The organism is Thiomicrorhabdus heinhorstiae, assembly GCF_013391765.2.
Classification (GTDB): domain Bacteria; phylum Pseudomonadota; class Gammaproteobacteria; order Thiomicrospirales; family Thiomicrospiraceae; genus Thiomicrorhabdus; species Thiomicrorhabdus heinhorstiae.
This window is the reverse complement of the sequence record NZ_JACBGI020000006.1, coordinates 1-14,292: the sequence shown is the minus strand read 5'-3', so window position 1 is coordinate 14,292 and position 14,292 is coordinate 1. Positions and strand designations below refer to the sequence as shown.

Annotated in this window: 12 protein-coding genes and 1 CRISPR repeat array (1 of these 13 only partly in view); of the genes, 9 read left to right on the top strand and 3 right to left on the bottom strand. The window is 48.9% G+C overall.

Annotated features, from left to right (window positions below; all coding sequences use genetic code 11):
- Window positions 1-21: a CRISPR direct-repeat array (repeat unit 28 nt); it reaches 3,666 nt to the left of the window's first position.
- A gap of 158 nt (window positions 22-179) precedes the next feature.
- From H8792_RS05035 to H8792_RS05010, 6 genes are read left to right on the top strand one after another with little or no spacing between them, the layout of a single operon-like run.
- Complete coding sequence (locus H8792_RS05035) at window positions 180-1,145, top strand: AAA family ATPase (protein ID WP_185977848.1); 966 nt, start codon at window positions 180-182, stop codon at window positions 1,143-1,145.
- 3 nt (window positions 1,146-1,148) lie between these two features.
- Entirely contained in the window at window positions 1,149-2,123 is a 975-nt protein-coding gene (locus tag H8792_RS05030) for a DUF58 domain-containing protein (protein ID WP_185977847.1), read from the top strand.
- Complete coding sequence (locus tag H8792_RS05025) at window positions 2,124-2,606, top strand: hypothetical protein (protein ID WP_185977846.1); 483 nt, start codon at window positions 2,124-2,126, stop codon at window positions 2,604-2,606. It abuts the gene before it with no gap.
- Window positions 2,603-3,742 (top strand): vWA domain-containing protein, encoded by a 1,140-nt coding sequence (locus tag H8792_RS05020; RefSeq protein WP_185977845.1) that lies wholly within the window; start codon window positions 2,603-2,605, stop codon window positions 3,740-3,742. The genes H8792_RS05025 and H8792_RS05020 overlap by 4 nt, the downstream gene beginning before the upstream one ends.
- Window positions 3,739-5,658 carry a VWA domain-containing protein gene (locus tag H8792_RS05015; RefSeq protein WP_185977844.1) on the top strand — a complete coding sequence of 640 codons (1,920 nt, stop codon included), beginning with the start codon at window positions 3,739-3,741 and terminating at the stop codon, window positions 5,656-5,658. The genes H8792_RS05020 and H8792_RS05015 overlap by 4 nt, the downstream gene beginning before the upstream one ends.
- Window positions 5,652-7,169, top strand: coding sequence for a hypothetical protein (locus H8792_RS05010; RefSeq protein ID WP_185977843.1), 1,518 nt, complete (start codon window positions 5,652-5,654; stop codon window positions 7,167-7,169). The genes H8792_RS05015 and H8792_RS05010 overlap by 7 nt, the downstream gene beginning before the upstream one ends.
- On the opposite strand, the gene H8792_RS05005 is transcribed toward H8792_RS05010, so the two are convergent.
- The 3 genes from H8792_RS05005 to H8792_RS04995 all read right to left on the bottom strand — a co-directional run bounded on the left by H8792_RS05005 (window position 7,121) and on the right by H8792_RS04995 (window position 8,371).
- A complete protein-coding gene (locus tag H8792_RS05005; RefSeq protein WP_185977842.1) occupies window positions 7,121-7,372 on the bottom strand; it encodes a hypothetical protein in 252 nt (83 codons plus the stop codon). The genes H8792_RS05010 and H8792_RS05005 overlap by 49 nt on opposite strands.
- 30 nt (window positions 7,373-7,402) lie before the next feature.
- Complete coding sequence (gene trxC / locus H8792_RS05000) at window positions 7,403-7,825, bottom strand: thioredoxin TrxC (RefSeq protein ID WP_185977841.1); 423 nt, start codon at window positions 7,823-7,825, stop codon at window positions 7,403-7,405.
- A gap of 84 nt (window positions 7,826-7,909) precedes the next feature.
- Window positions 7,910-8,371: a hypothetical protein gene (locus tag H8792_RS04995; RefSeq protein ID WP_185977840.1), complete on the bottom strand. Its 462-nt coding sequence runs from the start codon at window positions 8,369-8,371 to the stop codon at window positions 7,910-7,912.
- An 811-nt stretch (window positions 8,372-9,182) separates the two neighbouring features.
- On the opposite strand from H8792_RS04995, the gene H8792_RS04990 reads away from it, so the two are divergent.
- From H8792_RS04990 to H8792_RS04980, 3 genes are all read left to right on the top strand, one after another.
- Window positions 9,183-10,472 (top strand): hypothetical protein, encoded by a 1,290-nt coding sequence (locus H8792_RS04990; RefSeq protein WP_194947647.1) that lies wholly within the window; start codon window positions 9,183-9,185, stop codon window positions 10,470-10,472.
- Window positions 10,473-10,723: 251 nt separating this feature from the next.
- Window positions 10,724-13,141 (top strand): hypothetical protein, encoded by a 2,418-nt coding sequence (locus H8792_RS04985; RefSeq protein WP_185977838.1) that lies wholly within the window; start codon window positions 10,724-10,726, stop codon window positions 13,139-13,141.
- A 216-nt stretch (window positions 13,142-13,357) separates the two neighbouring features.
- Window positions 13,358-14,292 (top strand): hypothetical protein (locus tag H8792_RS04980; protein ID WP_228766957.1); only part of this gene is annotated, 935 nt, incomplete at its 3' end.

Genomic DNA, 14,292 nt, shown 5'->3' with positions numbered 1-14,292 from the left:
GCCGCACAGGCAGCTTAATAGTAATGGTGTCAGTGGAAAAAGTTACATCAAGAGGCATGCTGTTGAATCGCTGACTTAGATGATTAGGCCTTTAGTTTTATACATGGATTAAGTATTTTTTTATTAAGCGTTGCTTATGTCTGTCACAATATTAGCTTGGATTTTTCTGGGAGTCGGTGATGCGTGGTGAGTTTGCGCTTTTAAAGCAGTATTTACAGGGTGTGATTGTCGGTCAAGAGGCGTTGCTGGATAAATTGATGGTGGCGTTGCTGACCGGTGGGCATGTTCTTTTGGAAGGCCCGCCTGGTCTGGCGAAGACAACGGCGGTTAAGGCTTTGGCCGATGGCGTACACGCGAGCTTTCAACGTATTCAGTTTACTCCCGATCTGATGCCTGGGGATGTGATGGGCTCGGAAGTGCTTGATCCGACGACGGGACGTTTGAGTTTTGTTCAGGGGCCGATCTTTAACGAGATAGTGTTGGCTGATGAAATCAATCGTGCGCCGCCGAAGGTGCAGTCGGCGCTGTTGGAAGCGATGGCGGAGAAACAGGTGACGGCCGGTGGCCAGACGCGTTCGCTTCCGGCGTTGTTTTTGGTGTTGGCGACGCAGAACCCGTTGGAGCAGAGCGGGACTTATCCTTTGCCGGAAGCGCAGTTGGACCGTTTTATGTTACATCTGTTGCTGGATTATCCGGATGAGAGCGAGGAGTTGGAAATCTTACGCCGTGACCGTAGTCACCATTTCGGAGAAGACCGTGAGAAAGTCAAAGGGTCTTTGGCACCTGAGACGGTATTGGCCGCACGTCGCCAAATCGCCGAGATGCATGTTGCCGAACCGGTGGAGCGTTATATGGTGGCACTGGTAACCGCGACTCGAAAGCTGGAAAAGTATGATCCTGAAATGGCAAAGGTTTTGGAGATTGGCGCTTCGCCGCGTGCTTCGATTGCGTTATTGCATGCCACGAGTGCCTGGGCATGGCTGCAAAATCGGGATTTTGTGACGCCGGAAGATGTTAAAGCGATGTTGCCGGATATTTTGCGTCATCGTCTGGCGGTGAGTTTTGTCGGGCGTTCTCAACAATGGAGCGCCGACCGAGTGATTCAGCGTTTGTTGGATCTGGTGCCGGTTCCGGTCGAGGCTTAAGCGTTGTTGTCGAATTTCGTCAGCGGTTGGCAGGCAGTCAGGCAGCGTTTTAGGGCGGTAGCAAAGCGTGCTGATGCCATGCCTTTGCTATCCGATGAGGAGATAGCCGTTTTAGCGGAATCTCTGGAAAGCTGGCGTTCTAAAGGTGCCTGGAAAGAGCGCTTGAGTCAGGCGATGCGTCAGGGACGGCAGTCCAGCCGTTTTCGCGGCTCCGGCATGGAATATGAGGAGAGTCGTCCTTATCTGCCCGGCGATGAGCTGCGACATATAAACTGGCGGCTGATGGCGCGGACAGGTGAGGCCTTCAGTAAACGCTTTGAAGAGACGCGTCAGTCGCAGTGGTGGATTTTGCTCGATTGTCGTGAAAGTATGCGTTTTGGCACCCGTAAGCGTTTGAAAGCCACGCAAGCCGCACGTTTAAGTGGTGCCTTGGCATGGATGGCACAGAGCGAAGGGTTGCGTCTTAACTTGTTGCGTTTAGATGAGGAGTTAAGCTCTTTACCAACGCTTTTCGGGCGAGATTTGTTCTCGCAAACCATGAAATTTTCCTCGCAAGCCTGCCCGCCGAAAGAGGGCGCTAACTGGCCGGGCCTGGAAGCGGCGTTGAACCATCTGTTACCGCAATTCAGGGGCGGCGACCGCCTGTGGATTCTCAGTGATTTTTACGACCTTTCCGACCATAGTCTTCAACTGATTTATGCGCTTTCCGAATGTTTAAATCTGCATGCCATTTGGCTGAGAGACCCAGTTGAAAATGCTTTGCCGGATATATCGGGAATGAGTCTGCACTCTGCCGGGTCGAAAGCGTTGCATATCCAAAACCGTCAGCAGCTGGAAGCTTATCAAGCTTGGGCTCAGGCGTATTTCTCCGCCGGAGAGTGCCGCTTGCGCCAAGCCGGGGTTGAGATGAGTTTTATCGAAAGTACCGACGAAGTCGAAGACTTTATGTCGCGGTTACTCCACCAATTGGAGCTGTAGATGCCTGAAACGACGCAACAGAATTTAACTTCTTCGCAGGTGTTGTTGGATATCGAAGCGCCGAGTGTGCCACCGAAACCCGATGCGGGTTTCAGTTCTGTCGGTATGATTTTACTACTGGTACTGGCCGCAACGGCGCTTTTCTGGCTACTTCGTCGCCGTTCAAAAGTTTGTTTACGCAAGCGTTTGCAGTGGTTGCGTGAGCAAGAGGTGGATGAACAGCATCTATGGCAGGCATTCGATATTTGGCAGTGTCTGGATCGAAAATTCAAACAGAGCTCTGCCTATCAAACGGCGCAATGGCGAGCCTTGGGTACAAGTTTAGCCGAGGCGGCATCGGCTCAGAAGGTGGAAGTTTCACGTGAAACTTTTCACTTGTATCTCAATCAGCTGGATAAGGCGTTGTCGGTGAGTAGCTATCTTTCTATTCCTTTGCTAAATCGGTTTTCGAAACGAACTACCTCGCGAGAGAAACGCTCATGATGGCGCTTTGGCAGTCGTTTTCCTGGGCGGAAATTCAATGGCAGCATGCCGAGTTTTTCTGGTTGATTGTTCTGTGGCCGGTTTTATGGGTCTGGTCACGTTGGCGGGCGGTTTGGGATGATCGTCAGGCTTTGTCGCAGAGCGGGCGTTTATCCGCGCGGCACATTCTGGTCTCGCGAATGCAGCAGAGACAGGCCGGTCAAGGTGGAGAAACACCACAAGGAACATGGCGTTTTTCCGTTTCCTGGCTGCTATTGGAATGTTTGCGTGGTGCCTTGATCATCTGTTTAGCCGCCGCTCTGGCTCAGCCGCAAAAACCTTTACCGCCGGAAGCGCAGCCAAACCCGAAAACGGTACGTGATCTGGTGTTTGTGGTCGAGAGTTCTGCTTCGTTTCTGTTGCCGGATTACCGTTTTAAAGGACATGATCAAACGCGGATGGATGCGGTAAAACTCGTCTTGCAGAATTTTATGGCGGCGTTGGACGGCAACCGTTTTGCAGTGGTGATCTATGCCGATCAAGCGTTTACCTTGATGCCTCTGACGGCCGATCAGCAGGCGGCGCAAGCTTATCTTCAACGTCTGAAGCCTTATCTGGCCGGTCGAACCGACGAGGCGAGCGGCGAGGCGCTTGGGCTGGCGTTACGCGAAGCCGATAAGCAGCGGGCCGATATGCAGACGGTGAGTGATTTGCAGGATTCGGCGCGCAAGCGGGTCGTGGTCCTGATCAGTGACGGAATGAACCGGCCGAGTCGAGTGCCGATGGACGAGGCGGTCAATTATGCCCAAGTGTTAAAAGTGCCGGTCTATACCGTCGGTGTGGGCTCCAATTCATCGGCAGCGGATTTGCGCCAGTTTTCAGGTTTGCTGTATCAGCCGTTACAGGCCGAAGTGTTGCAGCAGATAGCGGCGCAGACCGGCGGCCGCTACTTTAAGGTTGAAAGCGGAGAAGGCTTGCAGCAGGTACTGCAATCAATCGATAAGTTGGAAGGCGTGGCCGTTCCACAAGCCGAAGTAGAGCGTCATTGGCAGGATTTAACGCATTGGTTATTGCTGATGGCTGTCGTGTTATTTGCGGTTTACGCGCTGCTGCTGTGGCTGCTTAAACGTCAAGACTTTACGGAGGCGCAGGCATGATCTGGGAAAGTCTGCAATGGCGTGAATCTTTATGGTTGTGGGGGCTCGTGTTGCCGTTTGTAGCCGCGGGGTTGTTAGGACTGCGACGCCGGGTACAACGGCGCCGTTATGCCGATGAAGCTTTGTGGCCATGGCTGGAGGCCTCGCAAACACCTGCGGGATCCGTTCGCGTCTGGTTGTGGCAATGGACTCCCTTGCGCTTTTTGGGAGTTGCCTGGATGGCGTTGATGATTGCTCTGGCCGGACCGCGCAGTTTTGATTGGCAGGAGAACTCGGAACAGACGGCAGGGGTGGATATTCTTTCTGCAATCGATCTGTCGTTATCCATGACTGCGAATGACGAACTTCCGAGTCGCTTCGGTTTTGCCAAAACCTTATTGGAATCGCTTGCCAAGGGGCTGCCGCAGAAAGATCGCCTGGGTTTAATGGCTTTTGCCGGTGATGCGCATATTGTTGCGCCTTTGAGCTTTGATCGACAGCTTCTTTCCAGTCAGTTGCAGGCTTTGCAGCCGGGTATGTTGCCGCTAAAAGGCACCTGGCTGGAATTGGCGTGGGCACGGGCAATGGCGTTTTTTGAGGGTGTCGAAGGAGGGGCGAAAGTTTTGGTGGTCTTTACCAATGGTGCGCCGCCCTTCTGGAAGCCGCCGGTCTATCCGGAGGCGGAAGCTTTATTACAACGCTACCAGCAGCAAGGTCGAAAGATCCGTTTAGTGGTGGTCGGCATTGGTGGAAGCACCCCGGTAACGATTGTCGATAAAGAGGATAAGAGTGGTGAATTGCATGCTAACGGTCTTCTGGTCAAAACCCGTCTGCAGGAATCGTCCTTGCGCCAGTGGGCCGAAAGTCATGGCGGGGTGTATTTGCATGGGAACGGTAGTGCCGGTTTTATGCAAACGCTACTTCAAGCGTTGCAGGTGCCGGCCGTTGAACGGGTATCGAATACCCAGTCACAGATTTGGATCGGTTATGAACGTCCCTTTATTCTTCTGGCTCTAGCGAACTTGCTGATAGCGTTTTATCTGTATGGTACCTGGCGTGGCAGGCGGGTGTTGGCGATTAAGAGTGCTTTTTTCGGAGTTGGTTTTGTGCTTGCGACGACGGTTTCCTATAGTCCGCAATCCATGGCGCAGGGCGCGGAGGAGCTTCGACAAGCTTTTCAGGCCTATCAGCAGAAAGACTACGAACAGGCAGAATCCTTATATGAAAGTGCCGGTGACTACAACGGCTGGTTCGGTGCCGGGGCGGCGGCCTACAAAAATGAAGATTTGGCGGCTGCTGTGCTGTATTTCCGTCAAGCAGCATGGCAGGCACCTGACGATCAGGCCCGTGCCAAGGCATTATATAACCTTGGAAACAGTTATTACCGGGCGAATTTAGGTGCGCTGGCCGTTGAATCTTACCGCCAGGCATTGCTCTATCAACCCGGTTATGACAAGGCGTTGCACAATCTGGCGGTGGCCGAGGCGATGAAACGCCAGCAGATAGCGCCTAAAGCTGGGGACGATGCCAAGGGCGAAGATCAAAAAGGCAAGGGTCGCAGTCAGGAAGGGGCTTTTTATGGTGGCCAGAAGCCGAAATCCAGTAGTGATGAGGCTGGTTTCGGTGCCGACGGCGATGCGCCGGAGGGCGAGCGCAGCGGAAAGCAAGGTCCTCTGCCTGACGAGAGTGAGATGACCGATTATGGGTTAAACGGCGTCCAAAAAACGATTTCATTAAATTCTTCGCAAGAAGGTAATGTCGCGCAGAAAATCGAGTTGCAACAGCAGCAATTAAAGCAGGCACAGCAATTCGCGGGGAAAATCCGCCAATTGCAGGATGACCAAAGCTATCTGCTAAAACGTCTGTTTGAACGTGAAGCCGGTTTTCACGCTGATCAGAAGACTGCCCACGAAATTCCCGGAGTACAGCCATGGTAAGACGTCTGTTGTTTCTATGCCTGTTTAGCGTTCTTTCCTGGTCGGTTCAGGCCGCAGAAGTGGGTGTTCAGCCGAATCATCTGATGATGGGTGAACCGGTCAAAATGGTTTTGAAAAGCGATCACTTGCAGGCGCTGATTCAGCGTTTCAACTGGCAGGAGATCGAAGATCAGTTTGCCGTCGAGGTGGTGTCCGAGTCTGAGAAGGTCTTGCGTTTGCATCTCTATCCCTACCGGGCTGGTCCGCTGTTGCTACATGAACAGAAGTTTGCCAATTTTCATCTGCCGGAAACCGAAATTTTTGTGCGACCGAATCCCGAAGTGGATATTCAATGGCAAGCGCCGGCAGAGCGGGTATATGAAGGACAGAATGCATTATGGAAGGCCAAAGTTAAATTACTCAATCCGGCTTACAGAGCTGAGTTTGCTGCATATCAAGGTGGTCTGCAGTTTGTGAATCTTTCGCAGATCGAAGTGCAATTGCCGCAGGAGAATTTCCTGGTCGGTTCTGGTCAGGCGGCAGTCTTCAGTGCGGCCTATCATTGGCGCGAGGATTTGCAATCCGGTTCTGAACCGTCGATTAAATTATTTTCACCGCAACTAGCGGTTTTGCATCAGGCGATACAGCCGTGGAAATTTTTTGATCGTCCAAGAAAGGTATCGATTCAGCCCTTGCCGAGTTTCCTGCCGTCATCGGTATGGATCGGTGATCTGCAGTGGTATCGGGAACCTTTAGGACGCCTGGTCACAAAAGGCGATCTTTTGCATCTGCGCTGGAGGCTAAGCTCGCAGCAGATTGATCCGCAAACCCTGCAGCAGGGGCTTCAGTTGCAACTGGATGCGCAACGCAATACGGAGTCGATAGAGTGGTTTTCTCCCTCTTATCGCAGTGAGTATCGTGATGGAGTCGGCAGTCTGCTGGTCGAGTGGCCGTTAAGGTTCCGAGAATCCGGTAGCGAAAGTCTACCGCAGATGTATTTAACTTATTTTGATCCCGATAGCGGTAAGCTGGAGCGCATTGCATCCGAAGAGCAACGTTTTTGGGTGTTGCCGTTTTGGAGCTGGCTCGTCATCGATTTTTTATTGGGATTGTTCGCTATATTGGCGATTGTATTGTTGTGGATCGGTCTGTATTTATGGCTGCAGAAAAAGTGGTTTTTGCATCGAATTGGTCGGGCCGGATCAGCAGAGGCTTTGTGGGCTTTGCTGAAAACCTGGCCATGCCGCATGACAGGTGAAAAAGTCGATTGTACTCAGTTGTCGTTGATGCAGTGGTATGCCTTGACGCAGAAAATCACCGGTAAAACACTGGAGTTAGATGAATTAAATGCCGCTCTGAACAGAGTGTTTTATGCACAGAAAACGCAAGATCGGATGGAAGACTTGCGTTTATTGGCCGAAAAGTGGTGCCGCAGAACCGGTTTGTGGAATTTGCTTGTTGAGCGCGTGAGGTTTTTTATCGCTCAGTTATGGGCTTTGAAAGGTTTGATCAAGCGGCGATATTTTCCGTAGGCGATCCATAGCGAGTAACCCAGAGAACCGAAAATAATCGCACTCCCGGCATAGGCCAACCCTGTAGAAAAATCGTTCTCGCGAAAAATTGCGGGAATCAGAAGCAAGCCACCGATAAAAAGCCCAATTGAGGCGGTTTTAACCGCGACTTTAACAATGCTTTTGAGCAGCAATTCTTTGTGGGCTTGCGAGCCGATTTCCATATTTTAAATCCTTCTAACAATTTATCCGCTTTACAAGTACGGCTGTAGCCAGCGACTGAAGTTCTGTAAATCCATTGCGCCGGAAACGCGAGTAATCTCTTTGCCATTTTGGAAAATCGCCAAGGTCGGAATGGAGCGAATGCCGTACTGCGAAGCCAGCATCTGTTCGTTTTCGGTATTGATCTTCACAAAGCGGGCCTTGGGTTCAAATTGTGCAGCTGCTTGCGCAAATACCGGAGCAAACCCTTTGCATGGCCCGCACCATGGCGCCCAAAAGTCGACGACCAGCAGTTGATCGCTTTTGTTTAAAGCGCGTTGGAACTGTTCGGCATTCATTTCAACCGGTTTGCCGGTAAACAAAGGTTGCTTGCATTTTCCGCAGGTGGCTTTGGAAGTCTCTTGACCCTCCGCAATTCGATTCAAGCCGCCGCAGTGAGGACACATTGTAATCATCTTACCAATCTCCTTGTCTCTATTTTATTTTGTATATAGAGTCGTGCAGGTGTTTTTCAAGCGGCCAAGATTTTTCTGAGCGTTTTATTCCAGCCAACCCGGTTTCGGACTTTCTTCCCCGCCCGCGGCAAAGCCGCGTTCTACGAAGCCGTGCAGGGTATCGTCATGGCAGTGAATCAATTCGATCAATTTCGGATCATCGCTCGTTAGAACTGCTTCGACACCTCCGTCAATCATATTGTATTGCATGTCGATCTGGTCTTTATATTCAAACAGTGCGGCGAATAGAGGATCCCACGAACGGATTGCACGTCCCCCGGCAAAGCGTTTTTCCATACCTATAACGTGTTCCTGGATGATTCGCGCCAGTTCGGGATTCTCAGAGGTGGTACAGCTGCGGATGCCGTTTGGAAGTTTTTCGGTTTCACGTTTAAGTTGCTGGTGGTGTTCCAACAGGGTACTGAAAAGGGCTTGATCCTGACGATGTTGTTCGTCGGTGCCTCGGCCGAATTTATAGGGACGGTTATTTGGATTTTCGTTAGACATCGCAAAGCCTTCTTTGGTATTAGAAATTTGAGGATAACAAATCGAAAGGTAGAAATAAAAAAAGCGTAGTACTTGGTCTTACTACGCTTTTAAGCTGAGGAGCAATGTTTTCCTCTTGGGAGGAAGAAAACAAATAGACTATAAGAAAAGTCCGACTTAGATAAATCTGAAATTCAATCTGAATTATTTAAGCACGGGTTTAGTTTACTCCTGCCCAGATAGGCGGTCAATTACAAAAAATTGAAGAAGTATGGAGAAACTTTTAATTTCTTATGTATAGATAAGTTTATTTTATCTATATTGAAAAATCAAACCTATTCAAGTAGATAGGTATAAAAATGTGAGAGCGGTTTTACCAAGTCGGAAAAATTTTCGTCAAGAGGCCGCTTTGCTATGCATGGTTCTCTGTAAGACGGCCGAGAGCTTTACTATAAATAAAATAGATAAAGACTGAAAGATTTTATTTATAGAGTATTAGAAATATTTTTGGCACAAAAATTTTACACAATATTTTGTACATTAGTCTTTATTTATCAACGATATATGTGGTTTTTTCGACTCTTAAAACATATAAGGTCTATATAGACTGTACCACAGTACAGTAGTTATGCAGATTTGACTTCGGTAATATGGCATCACAAGTGGAAAAATACACCAATGAAAAGCCCATAAAGAACAAATATCGGCAGAAATTGGAAAACCTTTAGTAAAAAATTCTATCTTTTAGAAATTATATAAAAATCGGAGCAGAATCATGTTAACAAGTTTTTTAAATGTTCACCCTAATACAAATGCTCACCCAGATGATGGAATGGCGGCAACCATGAATCTTCTAAGTGAACTGCCACTACTAGGTCCTGATAACGCTAAGTTATTAGTTGGTGGTTCTTCAATGCTTCCATATCTTGGTGAAGATGCACAATTCTTAACAGCTACTTTACATGCGGCCCTTCCAGGTGCTTCTATTATCCAGCCGATTGCAGACAAGCTAGCGGCTTCACCAATTATTCAAGAACTGAATACAGCTGTAGAGCCTTTCATGGGAACAGGTACAGTTACTGACCTGCGTGAAGTTGGTTATAACATTCCAGTAATCGGTGCCGGTATTGAGCCAATGATTACAACTCTAAGCAGCATTCCTGTCGTTGGAGAGTTTGTTGATGCAGGTCTGATGTTCGGTGATATGTTGCACTTGGGAGGTGGATTGTTGCAAGGTGACGGCGTTGCCGGTACTTTCACTCTTTTGGATTCCATTCCTGTTGTTAGCGATGTTTCTGCTCTAATTGTCAAACCACTGATTGGTGAGTTGCGAGATGCAAGTCCGTTGATCACCGAGCTAACTGATTATCTACATGAAACCATTCCAGCAGGTAACCTTCTAACAGAAATCTCATACATTGTTGATGGCATTTTCGATGGTGGCTCTATTCCAATTCTTGGCAGCTTACCAGTCGTCGGCGCTTTGTTCGCTGAAGACGGTCTTGTCGGCGGTCTTCTTGGTAACCTTCCAATCGTTGGTGACTTGCTAGGCGGCGGAAGCCTTTTGGCAGGTCTTCCTGTCGTTGGTGACTTCCTAGGTAATGACAATGGCAGCCTATTGATCGGCTTGCCGGTGGTGGGTGATCTTCTTGGTTCTTTAGGTGATCTGCCAATCGTTGGTGATATTCTAGGAACAACTGGCATCGTTCACCAAATTGCTGGTGTTGACGGTCTTCTAGGTGCAGAAGGTCTGGCTGGTCAGTTGGTTGGCGTTGTTTTGGGTGACGAAGGTGTACTAACTCAATTATTGGGTGAAAGCGGCCTTGGCGGTGCATTACTAGGTGATGGTAGTCCTCTAGGTGGTCTTCCAATCGTTGGTGAACTGATTGATAACGGTGCAAATGCACTTGATATTCAAGATCTATTGGCTGACGACGGTTTGATCGGTGGTCTATTGAATACGCTTCTGGGTATTGATCCAAACGGTGCGGAAGGTTCTGCTTCTGCTGACGCCTCTGCTGGCGATAGCGGTGCGTCTGCTTCTGCTTCAAGCAGTGGTGATGCAGGTTTGCTAGGTATCCTTGCTCCGGTTACCGGTCTATTGGATGGCCTTCTAGGCTAATCGAATTAGGTCTGGCTTAGGTTGGGCTTAATAAGCGATTTTTTAAAAGTAAAAAAGGACACCTTCGCGTGTCCTTTTTTGTCTCTGAAGGTTTGAAGTCAGAATTGGAAAGTATTTGTTTTTGTATATTTTTTTCAAAAAAATTGTAAATACTGTCCATTGGTACACTAGTGCATCTTCGGTCGCTTGGATAAACTTAAGTTAAATTTAAAAAGATTCAATTTACAGCCTAACAATATTTGGAGAACGATATGTCTACTGCAGTTGGAGAAGTAACAAGCCTTGAAGGCGTTGTACAGGCTATAAACCCTACAACCGGTGAAGTAAGAGTACTGGGTGTAGGTAGTCAGGTTTTTAGTGGTGAAATGTTGCAAACTCTTGACGGTAAAGTCACAGTCAGCATGGCTAACGGTGATGAGCTGAACTTGGGAGGCAACACTAAAATGCGTTTAGATGGAGATGTAACCTCCGTTGCTAAATTGATGGACCCGACCGATGCTGCCGCTGGAACTGAAAGCATGAGTGAAGCGCTGGGAACTACGGATATTAATGAGTTGGATGCGACTGCGGCTGGTGATGCCGGTGTAGCGGGAAGCAGCGCTGCAGGTTACGGTTATGTTATTGATCGTACCGGTGCGGAAGGGAATGTTACTTCAGGTTTCGGTTTGTCGGAAAATGGCGGTATCGGTGGACAATTTATTGTTGCCCGTAATTCTTTAGGCGGTGATACCGGAACGATTGGTTCTGTCACTCCTCCTACAACTACTCCGACCGATGGTGATCGTACTTTGCTTGGTCCTTACGGTTATGCGGATGAGCTGATTGATAACGTAACGACACTGGTTGACGATCTGCTAGGAACGAACTTGGGTGCATTGGATGATCCTACGGATCAATTGACTACTGATTTGGAAGACCTGTTAACCGGTAAAGAAGATTTGATCGGTACAGTGGATAACCTGTTAGGTGATAACGGTTCTGTTGACCAAGTCGTTGGTGGATTGACTGATACGGTCGATGATCTTCTTGGTACCAATACCGGCGCTTTGGACGCACCTGTCGATGATTTGACAACCGCTATTGATGATCTGTTGAACGGTAATGCGGATCTGGGTGAGACTGTCACAACTCTTCTAGGGCCAGTCGGTTCGGTTGATCAGGTTGTGGATGGCGTAACAACCGTTGTGGATGATCTGCTTGGTACCAACCTTGGTGCTTTAGACAATCCTGAAGATGAGTTGACTACAGATATTCAAGATTTGTTGACCGGGCAAGCGGATTTGGGCGAAACCGTTACCAGCCTGCTAGGGCCTGTCGGTTCAGTTGATCAGGTTGTCGACGGTGTAACAACGGTAGCCGATGACTTGCTGGGAACAGACTTGGGTGCAGTTGACCAGCCTGTTGACGAATTGACTACAGATGTTCAAGATCTGCTAACCGGTCAAGCCGGTCTTGGCGAAACGCTTACCAGCCTTCTAGGTCCGGTCGGTTCGGCTGACCAGGTTGTTGACGGTGTGACAACTGCAGTTGATGACTTGTTGGGTACCAATGTTGGTGCGATTGATACGCCTGTAGATCATCTGACTACTGATGTTGAAGAACTTCTAACTGGTCAGGATGATTTGGGAACAACCGTTGTTGACCTTCTTGGTGATAATGGATCTGTCGACCAGGTTGTTGACGGTTTGACAGATACGCTCGGTGACCTTCTTGGTGGTGCAGATTTGACTCCATTGGATGATGTCGTTGATCAAGTCACTACAGCGGTTTCTGATTTGCTTGGCGGAAGCGCCGGAGGACTAGGAAGTCTACTTGGAGGCATTCCTATCGTTGGTGGTCTGCTTGGTGAAATTCCTGTTGTAGGAGACCTGTTGGCAGGTGGTGGTTCTACAACGCTTGATCCTGTGCCTTCTGAAGGTGACAGCGGAAGTGGGTTGACTGATACTGCTGACGAATTGGTTGATGATGTAACCGATGGCGTTGATTATCTTGCAGCCGGACTTGGTATCGATTCGACTCCTTTGACGCAAATGGTTGATGATACCGTTGAGCAATTGACTCAAGGTGTTGATGATCTTGTTACAGGTCCTAACGGTGCAGGCGGCGGTTTGACTGATACTGTTGATACGCTTGTTGACCAATTGGTTGGCGGTCTTGGTGATGCACTAGGATTGCAGCAAATCACTGATCCTTTGACTGTTTTGGTTGATAGTACCACCGATGCGGTTGATGCTCTGTTGATCAATAGCGGTCCAGGTCTTGAAGGTGAATTGGATACTTTCGTTACCAGCGCAACTGATGCGGTTGACCTGTTTGCAAACGATGCACTTGGTATCGATACAGCGCCATTGACTGATGTTGTTGATCAGCTTGTTGATGAAGTCACTAACGGTTTGGATCAAGTAACACAGGTTGGTCAGCTAACCGATACTGTTGACGAAGTGGTCTTTGAAGTTACTGATGCTCTGGACGGTATTCTTGGCGCTAACGATATTACTCAAGCGGTAGACCTGCTTGCAGACCAGGCTACAGATGCGGTTGATAATGCTGTTGATGGTGTGGATTCAGCTGCGAATCCTCCACCAAGTTCCGGCGGAGAAGGTCTGTTGAGTGGTCTGGATATCCTGAACCTGAACCTTTTAGGTGATAACGGTAACAATAACCCATAAATAAATATTCATTATCCATGATGCTTAATAGCCCCTTTATGGGGCTATTTTTTTGTCTATAACTCCTTATTTTTCCTCATTTTTCTTCCTTTCGTTAATTGTTGGTTTTTTGTCTTAAGGCTCTAAGTTTTTGGCCGTTAACCTTAGTTAAGTCAAGCCTGTAGCAATGGGTTTGGATTGCAATCTTAAAATCAATGAAATGTGTTGGAGGACATAATGAACCAACAAGTCGGTGAAATCACATCAGTTGAAGGGCTGGTTCAGGCCCTGAACCCAGTTACAGGCGAGCTAAGAACATTAAACGTCGGGGACCAAGTGTTTAGCGGAGAAATTCTGCAAACTCAGCTTGGAAGTCTGACTCTCGGGATGGCCAATGGAGAAAACGTTTCTCTCGGCAACTACGCTGAACTGGACTTAAATAATCTTTTTACTTCTTCCGTGCCTGAAATCGCAAATATAAACGTGGCCGAAATGACGCCTCAGGGAGCATTGAACATTGAGGATGTTAATGACCTTGATGTTACGAATGCCGGTGAGGATGATCTCGTCGGTAGCGGCTCGGCAACCGGTTTAATTGTTGATCGTCTGGCGTATGACGGTGCGGTCGATTCAGGGTACCGGCTTCCGGTCGAAACAGGTGGAATTGGGGCCGAAACCCTTGTGGGACGAGGTTCCCTGGCTGAAAAAGCCTCCTCGATTGTTGACGGACTACTCGGCGATGGAGAACAGACGCTCTTAGGGCCTGACGGAGTCGTGGATGGCATTGTCGATGATGTAACGGATATCGTTGACGGTGCTTTGGGAACCGATCTCGGTGCACTTGACGAGCCGGTCGACGAATTGACGAACGATGTTGAAGATCTGCTGACCGGTGAGGCTGATTTGGGTGATACCACAGAAAGTCTGCTAGGCGAAGAAGGTTCGGTTGATCAGGTCGTCGATGGAGTAACGGATGTAGTCGATGACTTGCTCGGCACGGATCTGGGAGCACTTGACGAACCGGTCGACGAATTGACGAATGATATTGAAGATCTGCTGACCGGTGAGGCTGATTTGGGTGATACCACAGAAAGTCTGCTAGGCGAAGAAGGTTCGGTTGATCAGGTCGTCGATGGAGTAACGGATGTAGTCGATGACTTGCTCGGCACGGA